Origin of the sequence: Chitinophaga sancti (assembly GCF_034087045.1) — a bacterium.
Classification (GTDB): Bacteria; Bacteroidota; Bacteroidia; order Chitinophagales; family Chitinophagaceae; genus Chitinophaga; species Chitinophaga sancti_B.
On record NZ_CP139247.1, the window covers coordinates 2,593,239 to 2,614,778 of the forward strand.

Consider the following 21,540-nt stretch of genomic DNA (forward strand, 5'->3'; position numbering starts at 1 on the left):
TGCTCTTAATGGTGTCGTTTCAAGTTGCAACAAGTACCATCAATTGTAAAAAAAAGAGGCGGTCAGCAGCAGCAAAACGATGTCTGTCTGGGCATGGTTGGTACGCAGGATTTTTAATGCCTTGGTAATCTGGTTTTTAACCGTTTGCTGAGACAGTCCCAGGCGTAGGGCTATCTGTTCCACCGTTTGGTGTTCTACCCTGCTCAGGATGAAGATCTCCTTCATTCTTTCAGGGAGGTGGTTGATGGTTTCAAACACATCTTCTGTGCGTGTTTTGCTATCCAGTAGTTCTGTAATACTACCGGGTTGTACATCAAAGTGTTCGATGAGTTGTTGCAGGTATTTGCGGTAAGTATTGTTCTTGCGGTAAATGTCTATGATCTTATGTCGGGCAGACTGGTAGAGGTATGATTTCAACGATTCGTTGACGCTCAGTGTCTGTCTTCTTTCCCAGAGGGAGGTAAAGAGTTCCTGTAATACATCCTTGCCTGCTTCGGCAGGTTCAATCTTGCTCAGGATGTAGAGGTATAAGGGCTGGCTATAACGTGCGTAGATAGCGTTGAAGGCCATTATGTTATCTTCCTGAAGCAATGAAAGTAATTGGGTGTCTGAGTAATTACTATACATGGATTACAGTCGTGACATAGATTTGGTTAAGGTTCTCAACAAGCGTATATATGAGGGGAAATTACCACATTTATTGATAATACCAAAAAGCAAAAGGAAGCATTTTCCATTCAATGCCAATTCCCCAAAAACAAACGCTTCTGCCGTAGGCAGAAGCGTTTGTTTTTGAAGCGGGGCCTGCGGCCTGCTTCAAAAATATCTGAAGCATTAAGCGTTTATTTAAGCTTCCTTCAATCGTAATTCATTCTTATACTCTTTAGGCGTTTTCCCCACTATTTCCTTGAAAAACCTGTTAAAATTCGACAAGTTCTTAAACCCACACGAATAAGCAATCTCCGCGATCGACCAATCCTCTTCTGTCAATCTCTTACACGCATGCCCAATTCTCACCTCATTCAAAAACTGTACAAACGACTTCTTTGTTCTGTTCTTAAAGAACCGGCAAAAAGACTGCGGAGACAAATTCGTAATACTCGCCACATCCTGCAAAGAGATCTCCTTGCTGAAGTTACTCATCACATATTTGAATACTTCATCAATTTTATGGTTATCCTTCGCATTGAAAGCATGTGAATAACCTGTACTAGCCAGGTATTGTACATCCTTTGTTTCTGTCAATACTTTCAGGATACTCAGCAATGAAATGATCCTTTCCAGTCCTTCTTTCTTTGGCAGCTGCAGGATCTGATCTTTCAACAGATCATAGGTAGTGCCTATAATCTTCATTCCACGTTGTGCACGGTGAAATAAATCAGTCAATGCCTTTGTTTCCGGCAATCCATAGAACTTATCCCCGAAAATGTCTTTCGGGAAATAAATAACCACAGACCTGGCTTTCAGCGCTTCATTGTTCTTGTAGTAGCTTTCATCATTGTACCATACATGTGGAATATGTGGTCCCAGAAACACCATATCTCCTACATCAAAACTCTCAATGCTGTCGCCTACAATTCTTTTACCGTTGCTCTCTGTAACGTATACCAGCTCACATTCCGGGTGAAAATGGAATGGAGTATTGAAATAAGGATCACTTCTCTCAATGATGGTGATCTGATTGTCGGCAAACGCCCCCACTTTAATCAGAATGGGTTTCATGTAGTATAAGTTTAAGCTGTTTTTATTCTAGCTCCGTTGTGATGATGATTCGTCTTCTAGCCCCAGACGGGACATTATCCTCCCGAAACAATTCAATTTATAATAGCAATATTCCTTGACTGTGTCCCAAATGGATAGGCAGTCTTTTATGCATTCCCCCTGACAGAACTTTTCCTGTGAAAGTGCCAAATTATCAAATTTTGGTTAAAAAAACATCATTTTTTAGTAAATAACATTTATTTCCTGTTGAAACGCCTATCCGGGCGGGTTAACGGGGGGATGATAAGTATTATTCGCTCCCGGACAGCCTCTACTGGAATTAATTTGGTCGTTTGCTACTAAGATTATAATTTTCTAACGAATCAAACCAAATCTGAATCACGTGAAAGGAATATCGATTAAAGATATCGCCCAGCAGGCCGGCGTTTCTCCAACCACCGTTTCTTTCGTTCTGAATGGTAAAGGAAAAGAAAAAAGAATAAGCGAACAGGTAAGCAAACGTATTTTGAAGATTGCCGGCAAGCTAAAGTATAAACCTAACCAACTGGCACGTGGTTTACGCACTGGTAAAACCAAAACAATCGGGTTAATCGTAGAAGACATCGCCAATAATTTCTTTGCCAACGTAGCGAAAGTAGTGGAAGACGAAGCCGACAAGTACGGCTACAAAGTACTCTTCGGCAGTACCGAAGACAATGAAGAAAAGGCCCGTGGCCTGTTGGAGGTGCTTCGTTACCGCCAGGTAGACGGTTATATCATTACGCCCACCCTCAACCTGGACAAGGACATTGCCTCCCTGGCAAAGCCTGTCGTACTGATGGACCGTTATTTTCCGAACGTCAAAGACTTGTCCTATGTGGTAGTAGACAACTTCCAGGGGGCTGTCACTGCGGTCGATCATCTGGTGGCAAAGGGCTATAAGCATATTGGGATCATTACCACCACCTCCCACCAGATACAGATGCAACAGCGTTTAGAAGGCTTTACAGCCGCCTTGAAGAATCATGGTCTGCCATCGGGTAAGAATGTGATCAAACGCCTGCCTTTTGACCTGGATAGGCCCGGATATACACAGGAGATCACCAAATACCTGCAGAACAACCGGGAACTGGATGCCGTGTTCTTTGCCACCAACTATCTCGGTATTTGTGGTATAGAAAGCATTCGCTCCATCGGATTGCAGATAGGTAGTGGGCTGGGTATGGTAAGTTTCGATGACCACGACATTTTCCGTCTGCTAAGCCCGGCAGTAACCTGCGTAGCCCAGCCGGTAGAAGAGATAGGGAGAATGCTGATCAGGATCCTGATGGCGGAACTGGATGAAACAGCAGAAGGGCCGCAACAGGTAGTACTGCCACTGGAACTGAGAGAACGTGAATCGTCCATGCCTGATAAGCTGTTAACAAAGGCATGATGTAATCGTTTAACAAATCTTTTTACATTTTATAATCGCTTTTGCCGCAAGCAGAAGCGATTTTTTTAGCCCTAAATATTACCGTCCATACAAATATAATTTGCTCATAATGAAAACTTTCTATAAGTTGCAAAAAATGACCTATGCCGGGAAACTGTGAAAATGCCTAATACCCATAATCTGCTTTTTTATATCAGGAAATCATTATACCATGAAAAGAACGAATTACCTTCTATCGTGCTACGGATAAATTTTTCCTTATTAAATTTTCGTAAAGTCTTGGGGCATGAATGGAATTTATATTACGATTTCTTCAATTTGAGTGTATTTCTCCGATGGTATTTTCTCGTGAAGGTGTGCTAATTTACCGAAGTTAACAGATAATGAAAGATTCGATAAAAAAATGTTAAATCTTTTTTGTTTCTATAAATTATTTGGGTAGTTTGGCGCTGTCAATTAAAAGAATGTAGAGAAAAACTATGGCATTTTGGAAGCGTGAATTGTACTGAGGGACAAAGAGGTGAAAATAACACCAGTTAAAGAAGGGAATTAAAATGTCCTATACCGACAATTAAGTTAAATAAAACGTAAACGGTGACCACCTGAATGTACTAAAAAATGATTACAATTCCAGGTAAAGGTACCCAAGACTAAAAGAGAAAATAACATCACATTCAGGGAATAATAAGCTTGTAAGCTTCTGAAAAGAGAAGCAGGTACATGCTATGCGTGTCTGTATGTAATTACACTTGTGACTAAACACTTATCATACTTAAAATCTAACTAAAGAAAGCTATGCGAAGATCTCTATTAGTAAGCACACTGCTTCTTTTGTTCTGCTGCTTTACTGCTTTGGCACAGAACAAAAAAGTTGTGTCCGGGACTGTTAAAGATGACAAAGGACAGGCTCTTCCAGGAGTTACCATCCTGGAAAAGGGCACTAAGAACGGAGCAATGACTGCTCCGGATGGTTCCTTTAAAATCTCTGTTGCTCCCGAAGGCACTCTGGTTGTTTCCTTTTTAGGTTATACCACTCAGGAAATTCCAGTAGGCGGCCAGTCCACAATTAATGTTTCCCTGGTTACAGATAACAAAAATCTGGGCGAAGTGGTTGTAACTGCGATGGGTATTAAAAGACAAGCCCGTTCACTGGGTTACTCTGTAAGTACTGTTAGCGCAAAAGACATCTCCCAAACCGGTTCACCTAGTTTCGCTTCTGCCCTGTACGGTAAAGCTGCCGGTGTAAAGGTAGTTTCTGCTCCAGGTGGTGCCAGCTCTGGTGTATCAATCCAGGTGAGAGGTATCACTTCCGTATCTGGTAACTCTCAGCCACTGTATGTTGTGGATGGTGTGCCTATCAGAAACATGGCTGATCCTACCAAATCAAGCTTTAATACTACTAACAACCGTATTGATGGTAATGGTGCACTGGATATCAACCCTGAAGATATCGAGAGCCTGACTGTACTGAAAGGTGCTTCTGCATCTGCACTGTATGGTTCTGAAGCGACCAACGGTGTAGTTGTAATCACTACCAAGAAAGGTACCAAATCAAGAGGTATAGGTGTTGATCTGAACTATATTTACACTGCTGAGATGCTGCAGAACAGCCCTGACTATCAGAACGAATATGGTCCTGGTTATGCAGAATCTTACAACCTTGGTGCAGGTGCAAGTGCAGAAGGTTGGATTACTGACACTGATGGTTCTCTGCGTCCTTTCTACAGAGCGTATGAGTCTTTCGGTCCTAAATTCGATGGCAGAAGTGTTAAATATTGGGATGGTTCTACCCGTGCATATTCAGCGAACAAGAATAACTATAAGGATTTCTTCCAGACTGGTTACAACTCTCAGTTCAACGCTGCTGTTGCTAACGCAAACGAATTTGCTTCTTACCGTTTCTCTTATACCCGTACAGATTATAAAGCTATCACTCCAGGATCTAACCTGAACAAGAATAACTTTAACCTGAACGCTACGCTGAAACTGCACAAGAAAGTAACTTTAGACATCATTTCTACTTTCAATAACAACTACACTCATAACCGTCCTACTACGCTGAGCGATGTATTGAATTCTTACGGTGGTTTCTTCAGCCGTATGGATGATATGAATACATACTTCAACAAGTACCAGACTTCTCATGGTTATAAGTATGTAACTTCTACTAATACCAGCTACGATCAGGACGAAAAACTAGCTTACCCGATCAGAGCTACTCAGCTGATGGACTATATGTGGACACAGCTGAAAAACGACTACAATGAAAACCAAAACCGTTTCATCAACAGCGTAACTTTAAACTATTCTATCCTGGATAATCTGAAGTTCCGTGGTCGTATTGGTAATGACTACACTGGCTGGAAAGCTGAAAATAAAGAACATAATACCCAGCCTACTTATGTAGGTACCAGTGGTAAATATGGTATCGAACAGAGAACAAACAGCCTCCTGTACGGTGATGCGTTGTTGACTTACAATCCTAAGATTGGAAAGAACTGGGATCTGGGTGTATCCGGTGGTTTCACTGCCAGAAAACAAAACTTCCAGTATCAGCAGAGCACTACCACTGTTGGTCTGGCTAGTGAAAACTGGTTCTCTCTGAACAACTCTGCAGGTACGCTGTATACATTATCTAATCGTGGTGAGCAGATTGACGTTGCTGGTTTCGGTATCGTTAACTTAAGCTACAAAGGTTGGTTATACCTCGAAGCAACGGGTCGTTCTGAAAGGACTTCTACCCTGGCTCCAGGCAGAAATAGCTACACTTACCCTTCTGCAAACGCAGGTTTCGTTTTCTCTGATGTAATCAAATTACCATCCTGGTGGAACTATGGTAAACTGAGAGCTTCTTACGGTTTAACCGGTAACCACCCAACCCTGTTCGTAGCACCAGTTGCTTACAGCCAGTATGGTGTTTCCCTGAATGGTCAATACCTGGTATATCAACAAGCTCAGGGTAGCAGCTTCGGTAACGATAAGCTGGAATCTGAGCAGAAGAGAGAGTTTGAATTTGGTCTGGAAACAAGAATCATTGGCGGTAAAGTTGGTGTAGATCTGACTTACTACAATAACAAAGTAAAGAAACAGATCCTCGAGATCACTACTCCACAAACAGCAGGTGCTACTTCCCAGTACATCAACGCTGGTGACCTGGCAAACTTCGGTTTTGAAGGTGCAATCAACGCAACTCCGGTTCAGACTAAAGACTTCCGTTGGGATACCCGTCTGAACGTTGCAGTGAACCGTAACAAACTGGTTAGCCTGCCTTCTACATTACCTAACATCACTAACGATCTGGAAAGTGGTTATGTAATCGCAAGATCAGAAGTAGGAGATCCGCTGGGTAACATCTACGTTCACCCACACAACATGGATGCAAACGGTAACTACAAAGTAGACGGTAACGGTCTGTATACTTACAATACCGATGCTTACATCAAGGTTGGTAACATGATGCCTAAGGTTGTAGGTGGTTTCTCAAACACTTTCTCTTACAAAGCATTCTCACTGGATGTGACTCTGGATTACCGTTTAGGTGGTAAACTGGTATCTATTCCTTCTTACTATGCAGTTGGTGCTGGTATGTACAAGAGCACTCTCAAATATAGAGATGCAGCTCATGGCGGTATTGGTTATAATGTGGTTGGTAATGAAAACGTTTCTACTCCTAATTATGTGGCAACTGCCGTTGGTGAAACCGCAACCCGTCATAATGGTGTGATCCTGGATGGTGTTACGGACGACAACGGTACTAAAAACACTAAAGTTACTTCCGCTGGTATCTATTATGATGCACAGTACGGATGGCATTCTGGTGACTACTCTCAGGCAGTATTCAACAACAGCTATATCAAAGTGCGTGAAGTTGCACTGACTTACAACATGCCTAAGAGCATCATTAACAAATTACATTTCCAGGGTCTGCAGGTAGCACTGATCGGCCGTAACCTGTTCTACGTTTACAAATCCCTGCCTTATGGCCTGGATCCGGAAGTTGCAACTGGCTCACGCTGGATTGATCAGGGTATGAACAGTGGTGGTATGGCTCCTACAAGAAGCCTTGGTGCTAGCGTTCGTGCTCGCTTCTAATGTATTTATTTGCTCAATGACGAAACAAAGAAAACTAATGAAAAAACTTCTTATAAACGCAGCTCTTCTGGTCTTACTGGCAGGTTCTTTTAGCTCCTGTAAGAAAAAGATCGATGAAGACTACCAAAACCCGGAACTGACTACCTCAGGTAACATAGGTAAGCTGTTTGCCGGTATGTTCTTCAACAAAAGAATTCACCCTTCTTACTGGGATTACTATACTATTATTCAGTCTTATACCGGTGCTTTCTCTGGTATCGTTCCTGCTGTACAAAGCAGCACCATGTATGTAACTACCTCCAGCTATACTGATGGTAAATGGACTGACTTCTATAACGGTTCTACCGGTACTGACTATAACTATAATGGTCCTGGTATCCTGAACAACTATCGTGAGATGCAGTCTACTTACAATGCATTGTCTGCAACTGACCAGGCAGCACAGGATATTTACATGAACCTGGCTAAGGTAATTGTAGCAGATCAGGCAGCTCAGATGGTTGACCTGTGGGGCGATATTCCTTTTTCAAAGGCAAACTCCCTGAACACTTCTACCCGTGCTATCGAGTATGCTGCATATGACGATGCTGCTGCACTGTACGATACACTGATCAATAACCTGGATCAGGTGAATACCTTCCTGACTACTGCATCTGTAGTAGCTACAGAAAGCGGTAACCTGAAACTGTATGACAGAATTTACAGCGGTGACCTCACCCTGTGGCGTCGTTATGCAAACTCTCTGCGTCTGCGTCTTCTGATGCGTATCTCTAACGTGAGCGAAGCTAAAGCACAGGCAGCAGTTACGACTATGCTGAACAATCCCAGCACTTATCCGCTGATCACAACAAACGCGCAGGATGCATTATTGTGGGAAAGCCCAACCAACCTGGTTAGTGACCTGTTGAGTGCATTCACCAGCTTCCCTTACGCTCCTCAGTATCTGCTGGAAGATGTATTGGTTGCTAACAATGACCCTCGTACCAAAGTAATGTTCGATCCGGATTCTACTAATGGTTACAAAGGTTTCCCTTACAATGGAACTTCTAACGATTTTTCCAATGGTGGGTATGCATCTTACGATTCTGCTACCTTCTTCTATAACTACAACCTGCCAGGTGTACTGTTCACAGCTGCTGAAGCTAGCTTCCTGCAAGCTGAAGCTTACGAAAGATGGGGTCTGGGTACTGCTGCTACTGCATACACAGAAGGTCTCGATCTGTCTGTTGAATACTTCTACATGCTGAACAAAAAAGTTAGCGACCGTTCTACCCAGTACAAATGGGCTACACAGGTTGTAAATACTGACACTGTAGCGCTGTGGAAAACAGCTAGCGCTGTTGCTTACACTGGTACTACTACTGAGAAACTGGAGAAAATCTATACTCAGAAATGGGTGAACTTCTTCATCATGCAGGCAAACCAGGCATGGGCTGAATACAGAAGAACAGGTTATCCTGCTATTCAACTGCCAGTTTCAAACGGTATTCAGGCTAATCCTCCTGTACGTTTCCTGTATCCTTCAAACGAGGCTTTATATAACACTGCTAACTACAGCACTGTTAAGTCTAAGGATACCCGCGACACTAAAATCTTCTGGGACGTTAACTAATAACGCTTAGATAATTTATAGAAAAGGCCCCGGCATTTATGCCGGGGCCTTTTGTTTTTAACTAAAAAGTCAAAATATTATACATTTGAGAAAAAATTATCTATTTTAGGTAATTAAGTATGAAACGCCTATTCCTATTCCTTTTGATTGTACTGTCATTTGCTGCCAGCGCGCAGCGCATTACCTGGTACCAGCATATCGCACCCATTGTTCATACTAACTGCACCCCCTGTCATCGCCCGGAAGAAGCCGGCCCTTTTTCTCTTATCTCTTACGAAGATGTAGCCAAGCGCGCCGCGATGGTGAAGAAAGTAACACAAAGCAGGTACATGCCACCATGGAAAGCAGATCCGCATTATGTAAGCTATGCCAATGAACGCCGCCTCTCCGACGAAGAAATTGCCATGATCGCTGACTGGACAGACCACCAGATGCCAATAGGGAAAAATGATAATCGCAAACCAGACACTATCACTTTTTCCAAAGTCTCGCGCCTGCCAGATCTTGAGCTTACCATGAAACAAGCCTTCGTAGTCAAAGGAGATAATGTAGAACGTTTCATTGTTTATAAGATCCCATTTGAACTACCTGACTCTATGAATGTGGAAGCCATCCGCTTCATCACAAACAACCGCAAACTGATCCACCACGCGAATTATGAAATTGATGATGTGCCTGAGCTGGATCTATACAACACTGTTGATTACATCAACCTCACGGAAGATGATCGTAATAAATATACTCAGTACGTACCTTACCGCAAGCGCATGATCTATTACGGAGGCTGGATTCCAGGTGCCTCGTATGAATCATACCCTTCCGGTATCGGCTGGCGGATGCCCAGGAGAGGAGTGATCCTGCTCACACTGCACTTTGCACCTGTGGGTAAGGATGAGAAAAGCATCAGCGGGATACAGTTATACTTCACAAAGAATAAGGTAAAGAGAGATATCCGCGCTGTGAGCATCGGCTCCGGTGGTGTAGGAGAAAAGGATATTGATCCTTTCTTTTATATTCCAGCCAATGCAGTGAAGACATTCAAGGTGAAAGTAAATGTTCCCGAAGACCAGTCATTGCTATACGTTTGGCCACATATGCACTACCTGGGAAAAATCTTCAGGGCATATAGTGTAACGCCTGCGAATGATACAGTACGCTTAGTGTCTATTCCTGACTGGAATGTAGCATGGCAGGAAATGTACTGGTTCCCTACATTAAAGAAATTACCGAAAGGATCTACTATTTATGTAGAAGGAACGTATGATAACACTGCTGAAAATCCCGCTAATCCAAATAATCCGCCTCAACTCATTTATAGTAGTGGCGATATGAAATCGACTGATGAGATGATGACACTGGTGATGATTTATTTGCCTTATGAAAAGGGGGATGAGAAGATGGAAATTAAGCGATGAGATATATCATATAATAACCAATAGATATAATGTAATTTACCACTGTCAACCAACGAGCCGTTATGTTAAGACTACTACTCCTGTCATTGCTAATAACGATGCAGTCGATAGGGCATCCACATGGTACTTCCTTTACTGAGCGATTAAAGGATTATAAAGGCAAAGCTTATGACATCAGGCCACAGGGAAAGATTGTCGTGTATTTGTTTCTCTCACCTGAATGTCCATTGTGCAGAAACTATGCACCTATCGTACAACAGCTGTCAGAAAAGTACAAAGGGGTACAATTCTACGGCATCATCAGTGGCCGCACCTTTACCAAATTGCAGATCGGCGCTTATGTAAAAGATTTCAATCTCACCTTCCCTGTCCTCCTGGATACGGATAAGGAAGTTGCCAATTCACTGAAAGCAACTGTTACGCCCGAAGCGCTGCTGGTAGGAAGTGATGGCAAAGAATATTATCGTGGTTTGATTGATGACTGGATCACAGGTCTTGGTACCAAGCGTGCAAAAACCACGCAGCTATACCTGGATCAGTCTATCCGTAATCTGGTGGCAGGTGTGCCCACTGTTACAAAGACCACACCGATAGGTTGTCTGATCAGTAATTATTAAAGTATGCATGTTGTCGTTGCGATAATCCTGATGGTATCGTTATTTATTTACGGAAAGGGGAGCGCACAGGATATCACCTGGTATAAACACATAGCGCCCATCATTCACACCAATTGTACACCTTGTCACAGAACAGGAGAGGCTGCGCCTTTTCCCCTTGTTACATATGAAGATGTGGCAAAACGTGCTTCCATGATTCAACGGGTTACGGAAGCGAGGTATATGCCACCCTGGAAACCAGATCCACACTATGTACAATATGCCAATGAACGAAGGTTGTCTGATGAAGAGATTTCCATGATTGCCAACTGGGCCACCCATGATATGCCTAAAGGCAATGTGGGGGATGCAAAAGACAAACACAACTTTGTACCCGGTACGGTATACAATCGACCACCTGATTTGGTGTTGAAGATGAAGGAGAGTTATCACCTGGAAGGGGATAACAAAGACCATTACATCGTATACAAAATACCTTTTGAACTGGCGGATTCTATGAATGTGGAAGGAGTGGAGTTCATCACCAATAACCGCAAGGTGATCCACCATGCAAACTATGAGATAGATGATGTACCAGGTATGGATATATTTAAGACTGCGGACTATGTGGATTATGCCAATGAAAGTGTAAAGTACTTTGAAAACTATGTATCCTATCGTAAGCGGATCATGTACTTTGGTGGCTGGATACCGGGTGCTACTATGGAATCTTATCCGGAACATATTGGTTGGGTGATGCCAAAGAGAGGGGTGATATTACTGACAGTGCATTATGCACCGTTAGGCAAAGCAGAAGATGTGCTCAGTGGTATACAGATCTGGACGACAAAATCAAATATTACCAGACGGATCAAAAACGAGAGCCTGGGATCTGGTAGTGAGTCGCAAAAACAAATACAGCCTTTCTTTTATCTGCCTCCTGATGTAGTGCGTACTTTTTCATTGGATGTAAAGATGGAGGAGGATAGGTCATTATTGTATGTATGGCCGCATATGCACTTGCTTGGGCAGGTGTTTAAAGCCTATGCCATCAGGCCGGACAAAGACACGATACCGTTAGTATATATACCTGTGTGGGATTTTAACTGGCAGGAGATCTATTGGTTTCCAAAGATGGTGAAGATTCCGAAAGGATCGACTATTCACATAGAAGCCACTTATGATAACACGATCAATAATCCTTACAATCCAAACTTACCACCCGCATTGGTCATGGAGAATATGAATACAAAGGATGAGATGATGACGTTGGTAATAGTCACACTACCTTATAAAGACGGCGATGAAAACATCCCGTTGAAATAAAGCCGGCTGCAGGCCACCGCCGCTCCACAAAATGAGGCCATATCATCATAAGTAAAATACGGCCTCATTTTATTCGGGTACCTTAATGGAGATAGGTAGTCGTTTAAGCCCTTCTGAGGAGGTTAATTTATTTTTGATACTGCGCCTACAGCAAATGTTTTATCTCGCTTAACTTCAGCAACGCCTCCACCGGTGTCAATCTATTAATATCCACATTCTCCAACATATCTCTTATCGTCCTGAACGTATCACTATGTGTATCAAAAATACTCAACTGCACCTTCTGCGCTGGTCCTCCCAAACTCTTCACCTGCTCCTGCACCGGCCCATCAATCTGCTTCTCCTCCAAATGCGCTAATACCTCATTTGCTCTTTCAATCAACTTAGGAGGCATTCCCGCCATTCTTGCCACATGAATACCAAAGCTATGTCTGCTACCCCCCGGGGCCAGCTTCCTCAAAAATATCACCTTATTCCCCGACTCTTTATTCGTAATGTGAAAATTCTTGATGCGCGCATGCTTATTCTCCAACTCATTTAGTTCATGATAGTGCGTGGCAAACAATGTCTTTGGTTTAGCCGATGTCATATCATGCAGGTACTCCACAATACTCCATGCAATTGAAATACCATCATACGTACTGGTACCACGCCCGATCTCATCCAGTATCACCAGACTACGCGGTGTAATATTGTTAATAATACTTGCCGTTTCATTCATCTCCACCATGAAAGTAGACTCACCACCACTCAGGTTATCCGAAGCTCCTACGCGTGTAAAGATCTTATCTGTCAACCCGATCTCTGCCGCTGCCGCAGGTACAAAACTACCCATATGCGCCATCAGCGTAATCAATGCAGTTTGACGTAACAATGCAGACTTACCACTCATGTTGGGACCCGTCAGAATAATAATCTGCTGGGTCTCTTTATCCAGCATGATATCATTCGCTACATAACTCTCACCCGGTGGCAATCCTCTTTCAATTACCGGATGTCGTCCTTCACGAATGTCAAGATTGTAACCATCCGTAATACCCGGACGACGATATTTAAACTGTACCGCATTGTTCGCAAAACTCAGCAGGCAATCCAGCTTCGCTATCACCTGTGCATTCTGTTGTATCGGCCTGATATAAGGCTGCAATGCAGACAATAATTCTTCGAACAACTGTGCTTCCAGGGCAAGGATCTTTTCTTCCGCCCCCGTAATCTTCTCTTCGTATTCCTTCAGCTCAGGTGTAATATATCGTTCTGCATTCGCCAGCGTTTGCTTACGGATCCAGGTTTCAGGTACTTTATTCTTATGTGCATTCGTCACTTCCAGGTAGTATCCGAATACATTGTTGAATGCAATCTTCAAACTAGGGATACCTGTGATTTCAGATTCCTTCTGCTGGATCTGTAACAGGTAATCTTTTCCGGAGCGTGCAATCTTACGCAGGTTATCCAGTTCGGTATGAATACCCATCTGTATCACTTCTCCTTTGCTCACGAGGATCGGTGGTGTCTCCGTTACTTCGCGCAGAATTCTGTCAAGGATTTCGTTACATCCATCCATGGTCATGGCCAGTTTTGCCAGGTATGGATGTGGTACTTTTTCCAGCAGGGTCTTCACGGCACATACCTGTTGCAGTGCTTTGGCAAGGGACATCACCTCCCTTGGGTTGATCTTCTTCAAAGGGATCTTGGATACCAGTCTTTCCAGGTCACCGGTTTGTTTCAGGTGGTGGATCAGGTTCTTTGCAAGATCTGTTTCTTTGATAAAGTACTCCACCACATCCAGTCTTTCATTGATCTGGTTAATGTCGCGAAGGGGAAATATGAGCCAGCGTTTCAGCAGGCGGGCACCCATCGGGCTTACAGTAGTATCGATGGTGGTGAGCAGGGTATTCCCGTTTTCCACACTGCTACCTAACAATTCCAGGTTACGGATCGTAAACCTGTCCATCCAGAGAAAGTCATCCTGTTCGATGCGCTGAATGTTGGTAATGTGTTGCAGGTGAGGATGTTCGGTGTCCCGCAGGTAATGCAGGGCAGCGCCTGCGGCGATGATGGCGTCATTGAGACCATCTACTCCAAAGCCTTTCAGGCTATGTGTCTCAAACTGCCTGAGGAGTATTTCATGTGCATAAGTGGCAGTAAAGATCCACTCATCCATGGTGTAAGTGTAAAACTTAGTGCCAAAGTGCTGGCGGAAGTTCTTTTGTTGTTGTTTAGCGTAGAGTACTTCAGCCGGTTTAAAGCTTTGCAGCAGTTTATCGGCGTACTCGATGGTGCCCTGTGCAACAAAAAATTCACCTGTGGAGATATCCAGAAACGCAACGCCGGCATGATCATCCTGGAGATGTACAGCTGCCAGAAAGTTGTTGTTGGCATTTTCGAGGATCTTGTCATTCACAGCAACTCCGGGTGTCACCATTTCGGTAACGCCGCGTTTTACAATACCTTTTACAGTTTTGGGGTCTTCCAGCTGATCGCATACGGCCACCCGGTAGCCTGCTTTGACCAGTTTGTGAAGATAGGTGTCCAGAGAGTGGTGTGGAAAACCAGCTAAGTCTACATAAGAGGCCGAGCCGTTAGCTCTTTTGGTCAGAACAATCCCCAATACTTTGGAGGCAATGACTGCATCTTCATTAAAAGTTTCATAAAAATCGCCCACGCGGAACAAAAGCACGGCATCCGGGTAACGGGTCTTAATTGCCTTGTGCTGTTGCATTAGTGGGGTTTCTTCCGATTTGCTTTTCGCCATTCGGCAAAAATATAGAAAATGTGGTTTATTTAGCAATTGCCATAACTTTGCGCTATGCGAAAACTGAGCATGAACGAATTAGGCCGCAAAACGATCGAAGAATTCAAGGCCGCCGAAAAAACACCACTGGTATTAGTCATGGACAATGTCCGGAGTATGCACAATGTCGGCTCCGTATTCAGAACGGCCGATGCCTTTCTGATTCAAGGCATTATACTCTGTGGGTATACGCCCGTTCCCCCTCACCGCGATATTCAGAAAACTGCCCTGGGTGCTACCGAAACGGTGCATTGGCAATATTATGCCACCACCAGCGAAGCTGTAGCCGCTTTAAAAGAAGCAGGCTACCGCGTTTTGGCCATTGAGCAGGCAGAAAACAGTGTGATGCTGGACCAGTTCCAGCCTGGTGGCGATCAGCCCCTGGCACTGGTATTTGGCAATGAAGTGTCTGGTGTGGATGGAGAAGTGATGAAGCAGGTAGACGGGTGCATTGAAATTCCGCAGCTTGGGATGAAACATTCACTGAACATATCTGTTAGCACAGGTATCGTAGTTTGGGATATCTTTGTAAAGTTAAAAAAGTAACAGGAGATGATTACGACTGTAAATAAATACCTCTCGCTTGTAAAATTCAGCCATACCATATTCGCCATGCCGTTTGCGCTGACGGGCTTCTTTATCGCCACTGCCAAGGCAGGTTACTCTTTCAGCTGGCAGCTGTTTGTATTGGTGGTATTATGTATGGTCTTTGCAAGGAGCGCGGCCATGGCCTTTAACCGCTGGCTGGATGTGGATATCGATAAGATCAACCCACGTACCGCTAAACGCGAGATTCCCGCTGGTGTGATTACGAAGAACAACGCCCTGTTGTTCATCATTGTGAACTGTGGCGCATTTATCCTCACTACTTACTTTATCAACATGATTTGTTTTATCCTGTCACCGGTCGCGCTGATTGTGGTGCTGGGATATAGTTATACCAAGCGCTTTACGGCGCTGTGCCATTTGGTCCTGGGTTTAGGATTGTCACTGGCACCTATAGGAGCATACCTGTCTGTAACAGGGCAGTTTGCTGCATTGCCGGTATTGCTTTCATGTCTGGTGCTCTGCTGGGTATCTGGTTTTGACATCATTTATTCCTTACAGGATGAAGATTTTGACCGTTCTCAGGCCCTGAATTCTGTACCTACCTGGTTAGGAAAGGCAGGTGCTTTGCATTTCTCTGAAGGATTGCATGTAGTAGCGGGTGCACTGGCCATTACGATCGGGTTAATGGGGCAGTTCCATTGGTTATATGCCATTGGAGCGGCAGTATTTATCATCATGCTGATCTCTCAGCACCTGCTGGTAAAGCCTAATGACCTGAGTAAGGTGAATATCGCTTTCATGACCACAAATGGTATTGCAAGCGTAGTATTTGCAATATTTGCAATTACAGACATGTTATTTTTAGCATAATGGGGAGAATACTGGCAATAGATTATGGAAAGAAGCGGACCGGACTGGCAGTAACAGATCCTTTGCAGATAATAGCAACTGGTCTTACCACAGTACCGTCTCAAACACTGATCCCTTACCTGAAAAAATACTTCGAAACCGAGCAGGTAGAACTTATTCTGATAGGTGAACCAAAGAACCTGGATGGGAGCGATACAGATGCAACGGCCCTGGCTACAGAATGTGTACGCATTCTGAAAAAGAACTTCCCGAATATACCGCTGAAGCAGATAGATGAGCGGTTTACTTCTAAAATGGCGTTTCAGACCATGATAGATAGTGGGTTAAAGAAAAAAGACAGACAGAACAAGGGATTGGTCGATGAGATCAGCGCCACTATCATATTACAGGAATATCTGCGTTCAAAATAGACATTCCATTTGGGCATTTGCCCGAACAAAAAAATCGCTTTTGCCTATGGCCAAAGCGATTTTTTTGTCATTTTCGTAACTTCGCACTTTTAAACACAATACCATAGAATGATTTTACCAATCGTTGCCTACGGCCATCCGGTCCTCCGTAAAATGTGTGAAGATATCACACCAGATTACCCAGAATTAGACAAGCTGATCGCTAATATGTGGGAAACCATGTACGCGTCCAGCGGTGTAGGCCTCGCAGCACCTCAGATTAACAGGCCCATCCGCCTTTTCGTAATAGATAGCGAACAAATTATCAATAACCTGGAAGAAGATGAAAAAGACGAATACCCTGGCGATGCTGGTGTAAAACGCGTTTTCATCAACGCACATATCGTAGGCACCAGTGGCGAAGAATGGCCTTACAACGAAGGTTGCCTCAGTATCCCTAAAGTAAGAGAAGACGTTTACCGTCCTGAAACCGTGACCATCCGCTATGTGGACGAACACTTCCAGCCTCACGAAGATACTTTTACCGGCGTCACAGCCCGCGTTATATTCCATGAGTACGACCATATTGATGGTAAGTTATTCATCGATCATCTCAAGCCACTAAAGCGTAGAATGATTAAAAGCAAGCTGGACGATATTTCCAAGGGGAAAATCAAGGTTGATTACAAGATGATATTTCATAAATAAAACGTGTGAAAATTTTGTAATGTTAAAAATCCCTATTATTTTAGTGCCTGCAAACTAATCAACTATATTTGGGAGCAGCACTTACATATACTGAAGCCGAACTGGTAACTGGATTAAAAGCCAGAAACGAAAAGTTTTTCGGTTACTTATATGATCATTATTCACCGGCATTATATGGTATCGCCCTCAAAGTAGTGGTTGATGAAACGCTTGCCGGCGATGTGTTGCAGGAAATCTTTCTCAAGATCTGGAGAGGTATAGACCGTTACGATACAGAAAAAGGTCGTCTGTTTACCTGGATGGTGAACATAGCCCGCAATACAGCTATCGATACCCTCCGCTCCAAAGGCCACAAGCTGGGCCAGAAAGTTCAGGAAATAGGAAATAATTCCCACATAGTCGATCAACTGGCGGTACACCCGTCTGTTGATCATTTGGGATTGGCTAAAGTGGTGGAACAGTTGAACAAGGAACAACGTGTTATCATTGATCTGGCTTATTATAAAGGTTGTACCCAGGATGAGATCTCCAAAATACTGGATATCCCACTTGGTACGGTCAAAACCAGAATGCGAAATGCGATCATACAATTGCGGAATATACTAAAACAGATGTAAGCAAGTGGATGTTCAACGTTACATATCATCCGGAATTATTGAAAACCATGTGATCGGTTTAGTCTCTGAAGCGGAAAACCGCGAAATGGAGGCCGCGATCCAACAGCATCCTGAAGTAAAGGCTGCTGTCGATGCTGTACAGCTGGATATGGAGAAGTACGTGATGATGTATGCGAAAAGGCCACCCGTTGATCTGAAAAAGCAAATCCTCAATAAATTAAAGCAGGATACCGTTGCCAATGAGCCGGTTATTCCCGTAGCCCAACCCGTTGCAGACGAAGAGGAAATTCCTGTAATCGACTACGCCCCCAAAAATCCAGTTTCTCCTTTAAGAATATGGCAATATGGTGCCGCTGCCGCATTTACCTTGCTTGTAGCCAGTGCTGTCATGAACATTGCTTATTATACCAAATACAACGATTCACAGAACCAGTACGCCAGCCTTCAAAGCAGTCAGTCCGCTTTTACTCTCGAAAAGGACTCCCTGACTGCACAATTGCACCATGCTCAGGAAGAACTGGCGATGATGAAAGATCCTGCATTCAAATGGATTAAAATGTTGGGAACGCCCAGGCATACAGGAAATGTAGCCACCATTTGTTGGGATCCCGAATCAAAAGCAACTTTTATTCTCGCACAAAAACTGCCAGAACCGCCGCCTGACATGCAATATCAGCTATGGGCCATTGTAAATGGTAAATGTATAGATGCTGGTGTGTTCGCTACCGGCGATCTGTCTGCCTCCCTGCAAAAAGTCAAAGACGTCGTCAATGCACAGGCATTCGCCGTAACCCTCGAAAAGAAAGGTGGTAGCCCAACTCCCACACTAGACCAGATGTTTGTAGCCGGAAAGGTGTCTGGATGATATAAAAAAGTCTCTTACTCTCTCATTTTCAATTATTCCGTAATAATTGCTATATTTCCTTTATTATTGCATTCCCTTTAACCATTAACTATTATTTGTATTTATTGTAATCACACGCAGCTGTACCGGAACACGGGTACTTTTTTCTGTAGCGTTTACGGCTATGATGTGGGAGCACACGTGAAAAGTAATTTTTAACATAATTCTTTAATTGTTTTGGAATCCGCGTTCACATATACGGAATCTGAGCTGATTCAGGGCTTAAAAGCTAAAGACCAAAAGGTGTTTAGCTACCTGTACGACCGTTACTCACCGGCATTATACGGCGTGGCGCTGAAAGTGCTCAACGACGAAAGCAATGCGAGTGATTGTTTGCAGGAAGTGTTTTTGAAAATCTGGCGAAACATTGATCGTTACGACGAAAGTAAAGGTCGGTTGTTTACCTGGATGCTCAATATTACACGTAATACAGCCATTGACACGCTTCGTTCTAAGGCACATAAAATGGATCAGAAAATCCAGGACATCGGAGATGACGTACATCTATATACTGGCAACTTAGCCGTACACCCTTCCGTTGACCATCTCGGACTCTCTAAGGTTCTGGAAAAACTGACAAAAGAGCAACGTATCATCATTGATCTGGCATACTACAAAGGATGCACTCAGGAAGAAATTTCCAAGGTGCTGGAGATCCCTTTGGGTACTGTGAAAACAAGGATGCGGAACGCGATCATTCAATTAAGAAACCTGTTAAAATTAGTTTAAGAAGTGGGTTCAAAAAGTTACATATCTTCTGGGATTATTGAAGCCTATGTCAGCGGACTGGCTTCCTCCAGTGAAAAGGAGGAACTGGAACTTGCTATAGCACAATACCCCGAGGTTGCTGCAGAGTACCAAAGCTGCCAGCAGGATATGGAGCAATATATAATCTATCAATCAGTTACGCCACCTGCCAATTTAAAAGAGAGATTATTTACACAGCTCGATACCGAAGAAACTGCACGTGCAAACGGTACTTACGTAGATGAAGACAATATATCGGAAACACCCGTACGTAGAATACTGGTTAGCAGCGCATGGCGTTGGGTGGCTGCTGCTTCAATCCTTTTACTTATAGGTAGTGCATTTTTAAATTATAACCAGTATACACTGTACAATGGTTTACAACAGCGATACGAAGCAATGGCTGCGGCAAATACTTCTGTAGCTGCAGAAACCAATGTATATCGTACCCGACTGGAACAGGCAGAACAAGATCTGCACATTGTACAGGATCCTTCCATGAAAACGGTGAAGATGCCGGGTACCAAATCGTTCCCGACCGCACTCGCTACCATATACTGGAACCAGACTTCCAAAGAGGTCTTCGTAATGGTAAACAACCTGCCACAACCTTCTTCTGAAAAGCAATACCAGCTATGGGCAATTGTAGATGGTAAACCCGTAGACATGGGCGTATTTGAAACCGGTACCGCCGCCAAAATTATCCAGAAAATGAAATCTATTGGCAATGCTGAGATGTTTGCCGTGACTTTGGAGAAAAAAGGTGGTAGTCCGGAACCAACTTTAGATCAGATGTACGTAGCCGGTAAGATATAATCCCACCGTATTTCGTAATTTTGCAGCATGCGATCATTGTTGTTATTCATTGTTGCTTTTTTTATCAGTCACATTTCAATTGCCCAGGATACGGCCAATTATAGGGGGATGACCGTCAATCTGGACGAAGTAGTCGTGCAGGCCAAACGGGTGGGCTTTGATGTCAATAGCTTCATCAAGCGGGTAGAGACAGATACTACCTTCTACAGAGCTTTTCGGAACCTTCATTTATTGGGCTATTCGGCCGACAATGATATCCGCATTTATGGGAAGAAAGGAAAGGTAGATGCTTTCCTGAAAAGCCAGACCGTGCAAACCATGCAGGGAACCTGCCGTACCATGAAAGTACTCCACGAAGAGACGGGTGGCGATTTTTATACTTCCAAAGGCGATTATAAGTACTATACTGCTGAACTGTATGCAAACTTCTTCTTTACAAAAGGTACCGTGTGTGCCAAAGCAAACGGTGAATCGATAGAATCCTCCAAAGGTAACCTCGCCAAGCACAAAGCCCAGCTAAAACAATTGATTTTCAATCCTGGTCAGCCTATCAAGGGCGTACCTATCGTAGGTGGTAAGGTAGCCATCTTTGACCCGGAAGTGATGCGGTTGTACGATTTCTCTATTACTTCAGAGGAATTCAATGGAGTACCCTGCTGGGTGTTTTCTGCAACAGCGAAAAAGAACCTGGGGTATTTTGATAAGAATGATATCGTGATCAATGAACTGATCACTTACTTCTCCAAAGAAAGCTTTGATATCGTCAACAGGAAATATTCACTTTCTTATAAAACACTGGTATTTGATTTCAATGTGAAGATGAATGTGCAGCTGGTAAAGAGAGAAAATCTGTTGACGCCGGTTTTAGTAACCTACGAAGGTACATGGGATGTGCCTTTCAGAAAAAGAGAGACGGCGATATTTATAGCGAAGTTTCATGAGTTTACCAGATAAATAGAGGCATTATAGCAA

General features: G+C 43.6%; 19 protein-coding genes. 15 read left to right on the forward strand and 4 right to left on the reverse strand.

Translation table 11 applies throughout. The features are described 5' to 3' along the window. Positions 1 to 39: 39 nt before the first annotated feature. The 3 genes from SIO70_RS10845 to SIO70_RS10855 all read right to left on the reverse strand — a co-directional run bounded on the left by SIO70_RS10845 (position 40) and on the right by SIO70_RS10855 (position 1,722). A complete protein-coding gene (locus tag SIO70_RS10845) occupies positions 40 to 627 on the reverse strand; it encodes an RNA polymerase sigma-70 factor (protein ID WP_320580886.1) in 588 nt (195 codons plus the stop codon). 70 nt (positions 628 to 697) lie between these two features. Further along, a complete protein-coding gene (locus tag SIO70_RS10850) occupies positions 698 to 835 on the reverse strand; it encodes a hypothetical protein (protein WP_320580887.1) in 138 nt (45 codons plus the stop codon). An 11-nt stretch (positions 836 to 846) separates the two neighbouring features. Further along, positions 847 to 1,722: an AraC family transcriptional regulator gene (locus SIO70_RS10855; RefSeq protein WP_320580888.1), complete on the reverse strand. Its 876-nt coding sequence runs from the start codon at positions 1,720 to 1,722 to the stop codon at positions 847 to 849. 382 nt (positions 1,723 to 2,104) lie between these two features. On the opposite strand from SIO70_RS10855, the gene SIO70_RS10860 reads away from it, so the two are divergent. The 6 genes from SIO70_RS10860 to SIO70_RS10885 all read left to right on the forward strand — a co-directional run bounded on the left by SIO70_RS10860 (position 2,105) and on the right by SIO70_RS10885 (position 12,177). Beyond that, positions 2,105 to 3,136 carry a LacI family DNA-binding transcriptional regulator gene (locus SIO70_RS10860; RefSeq protein WP_320580889.1) on the forward strand — a complete coding sequence of 344 codons (1,032 nt, stop codon included), beginning with the start codon at positions 2,105 to 2,107 and terminating at the stop codon, positions 3,134 to 3,136. Between the two features lie 795 nt (positions 3,137 to 3,931). Next, on the forward strand, positions 3,932 to 7,228 hold the full coding sequence (locus tag SIO70_RS10865; RefSeq protein ID WP_320580890.1) for a SusC/RagA family TonB-linked outer membrane protein: 3,297 nt from the start codon (positions 3,932 to 3,934) through the stop codon (positions 7,226 to 7,228). Positions 7,229 to 7,265: 37 nt separating this feature from the next. Next, entirely contained in the window at positions 7,266 to 8,840 is a 1,575-nt protein-coding gene (locus SIO70_RS10870) for a SusD/RagB family nutrient-binding outer membrane lipoprotein (protein WP_320580891.1), read from the forward strand. A gap of 119 nt (positions 8,841 to 8,959) precedes the next feature. Then, the gene (locus SIO70_RS10875) at positions 8,960 to 10,255 is read left to right on the forward strand and encodes a cytochrome c (RefSeq protein WP_320580892.1); all 1,296 of its coding nucleotides are present in this window, start codon (positions 8,960 to 8,962) and stop codon (positions 10,253 to 10,255) included. A gap of 62 nt (positions 10,256 to 10,317) precedes the next feature. After that, a complete protein-coding gene (locus SIO70_RS10880) occupies positions 10,318 to 10,872 on the forward strand; it encodes a redoxin family protein (protein WP_320580893.1) in 555 nt (184 codons plus the stop codon). 3 nt (positions 10,873 to 10,875) lie between these two features. Beyond that, positions 10,876 to 12,177, forward strand: coding sequence for a cytochrome c (locus tag SIO70_RS10885; protein ID WP_320580894.1), 1,302 nt, complete (start codon positions 10,876 to 10,878; stop codon positions 12,175 to 12,177). Positions 12,178 to 12,322: 145 nt separating this feature from the next. Here the strand turns inward: SIO70_RS10885 and mutS are convergent, their stop codons facing one another. Continuing rightward, entirely contained in the window at positions 12,323 to 14,929 is a 2,607-nt protein-coding gene (mutS, locus tag SIO70_RS10890; RefSeq protein ID WP_320580895.1) for a DNA mismatch repair protein MutS, read from the reverse strand. Between the two features lie 54 nt (positions 14,930 to 14,983). On the opposite strand from mutS, the gene SIO70_RS10895 reads away from it, so the two are divergent. From SIO70_RS10895 to SIO70_RS10935, 9 genes are all read left to right on the forward strand, one after another. Continuing rightward, a complete protein-coding gene (locus tag SIO70_RS10895; RefSeq protein WP_320580896.1) occupies positions 14,984 to 15,514 on the forward strand; it encodes an RNA methyltransferase in 531 nt (176 codons plus the stop codon). Between the two features lie 6 nt (positions 15,515 to 15,520). After that, positions 15,521 to 16,387, forward strand: coding sequence for a UbiA-like polyprenyltransferase (locus tag SIO70_RS10900; protein ID WP_320580897.1), 867 nt, complete (start codon positions 15,521 to 15,523; stop codon positions 16,385 to 16,387). Next, positions 16,387 to 16,797, forward strand: coding sequence for a Holliday junction resolvase RuvX (gene ruvX / locus SIO70_RS10905; protein WP_320580898.1), 411 nt, complete (start codon positions 16,387 to 16,389; stop codon positions 16,795 to 16,797). Before SIO70_RS10900 ends, ruvX begins: the two co-directional genes overlap by 1 nt. Before the next feature lie 108 nt (positions 16,798 to 16,905). Next, positions 16,906 to 17,484, forward strand: a complete 579-nt coding sequence (gene def / locus SIO70_RS10910) for a peptide deformylase (RefSeq protein ID WP_320580899.1) — start codon at positions 16,906 to 16,908, stop codon at positions 17,482 to 17,484. A gap of 68 nt (positions 17,485 to 17,552) precedes the next feature. After that, the gene (locus tag SIO70_RS10915; RefSeq protein WP_083721395.1) at positions 17,553 to 18,101 is read left to right on the forward strand and encodes an RNA polymerase sigma factor; all 549 of its coding nucleotides are present in this window, start codon (positions 17,553 to 17,555) and stop codon (positions 18,099 to 18,101) included. A gap of 49 nt (positions 18,102 to 18,150) precedes the next feature. Further along, positions 18,151 to 18,966, forward strand: a complete 816-nt coding sequence (locus SIO70_RS10920) for an anti-sigma factor (RefSeq protein WP_320580900.1) — start codon at positions 18,151 to 18,153, stop codon at positions 18,964 to 18,966. Between the two features lie 216 nt (positions 18,967 to 19,182). Further along, entirely contained in the window at positions 19,183 to 19,734 is a 552-nt protein-coding gene (locus SIO70_RS10925) for an RNA polymerase sigma factor (protein ID WP_320580901.1), read from the forward strand. A gap of 3 nt (positions 19,735 to 19,737) precedes the next feature. Next, positions 19,738 to 20,568, forward strand: coding sequence for an anti-sigma factor (locus tag SIO70_RS10930; protein ID WP_320580902.1), 831 nt, complete (start codon positions 19,738 to 19,740; stop codon positions 20,566 to 20,568). Positions 20,569 to 20,595: 27 nt separating this feature from the next. After that, complete coding sequence (locus tag SIO70_RS10935) at positions 20,596 to 21,522, forward strand: hypothetical protein (RefSeq protein WP_320580903.1); 927 nt, start codon at positions 20,596 to 20,598, stop codon at positions 21,520 to 21,522. Positions 21,523 to 21,540: the final 18 nt, after the last annotated feature.

What these genes read in the sequence shown, in the direction of transcription:
- SIO70_RS10865 (WP_320580890.1), top strand. Translation starts at nt 3,932, where the DNA reads ATGCGAAGATCTCTATTAGTAAGCACACTGCTTCTTTTGTTCTGCTGC.
- SIO70_RS10870 (WP_320580891.1), top strand. Translation starts at nt 7,266, where the DNA reads ATGAAAAAACTTCTTATAAACGCAGCTCTTCTGGTCTTACTGGCAGGT.
- SIO70_RS10875 (WP_320580892.1), top strand. Translation starts at nt 8,960, where the DNA reads ATGAAACGCCTATTCCTATTCCTTTTGATTGTACTGTCATTTGCTGCC.
- SIO70_RS10855 (WP_320580888.1), bottom strand. Translation starts at nt 1,722, where the DNA reads ATGAAACCCATTCTGATTAAAGTGGGGGCGTTTGCCGACAATCAGATC.
- SIO70_RS10845 (WP_320580886.1), bottom strand. Translation starts at nt 627, where the DNA reads ATGTATAGTAATTACTCAGACACCCAATTACTTTCATTGCTTCAGGAA.
- SIO70_RS10935 (WP_320580903.1), top strand. Translation starts at nt 20,596, where the DNA reads ATGCGATCATTGTTGTTATTCATTGTTGCTTTTTTTATCAGTCACATT.
- ruvX (WP_320580898.1), top strand. Translation starts at nt 16,387, where the DNA reads ATGGGGAGAATACTGGCAATAGATTATGGAAAGAAGCGGACCGGACTG.
- SIO70_RS10895 (WP_320580896.1), top strand. Translation starts at nt 14,984, where the DNA reads ATGCGAAAACTGAGCATGAACGAATTAGGCCGCAAAACGATCGAAGAA.
- def (WP_320580899.1), top strand. Translation starts at nt 16,906, where the DNA reads ATGATTTTACCAATCGTTGCCTACGGCCATCCGGTCCTCCGTAAAATG.
- SIO70_RS10900 (WP_320580897.1), top strand. Translation starts at nt 15,521, where the DNA reads ATGATTACGACTGTAAATAAATACCTCTCGCTTGTAAAATTCAGCCAT.
- SIO70_RS10885 (WP_320580894.1), top strand. Translation starts at nt 10,876, where the DNA reads ATGCATGTTGTCGTTGCGATAATCCTGATGGTATCGTTATTTATTTAC.
- SIO70_RS10880 (WP_320580893.1), top strand. Translation starts at nt 10,318, where the DNA reads ATGTTAAGACTACTACTCCTGTCATTGCTAATAACGATGCAGTCGATA.
- mutS (WP_320580895.1), bottom strand. Translation starts at nt 14,929, where the DNA reads ATGGCGAAAAGCAAATCGGAAGAAACCCCACTAATGCAACAGCACAAG.
- SIO70_RS10850 (WP_320580887.1), bottom strand. Translation starts at nt 835, where the DNA reads ATGCTTCAGATATTTTTGAAGCAGGCCGCAGGCCCCGCTTCAAAAACA.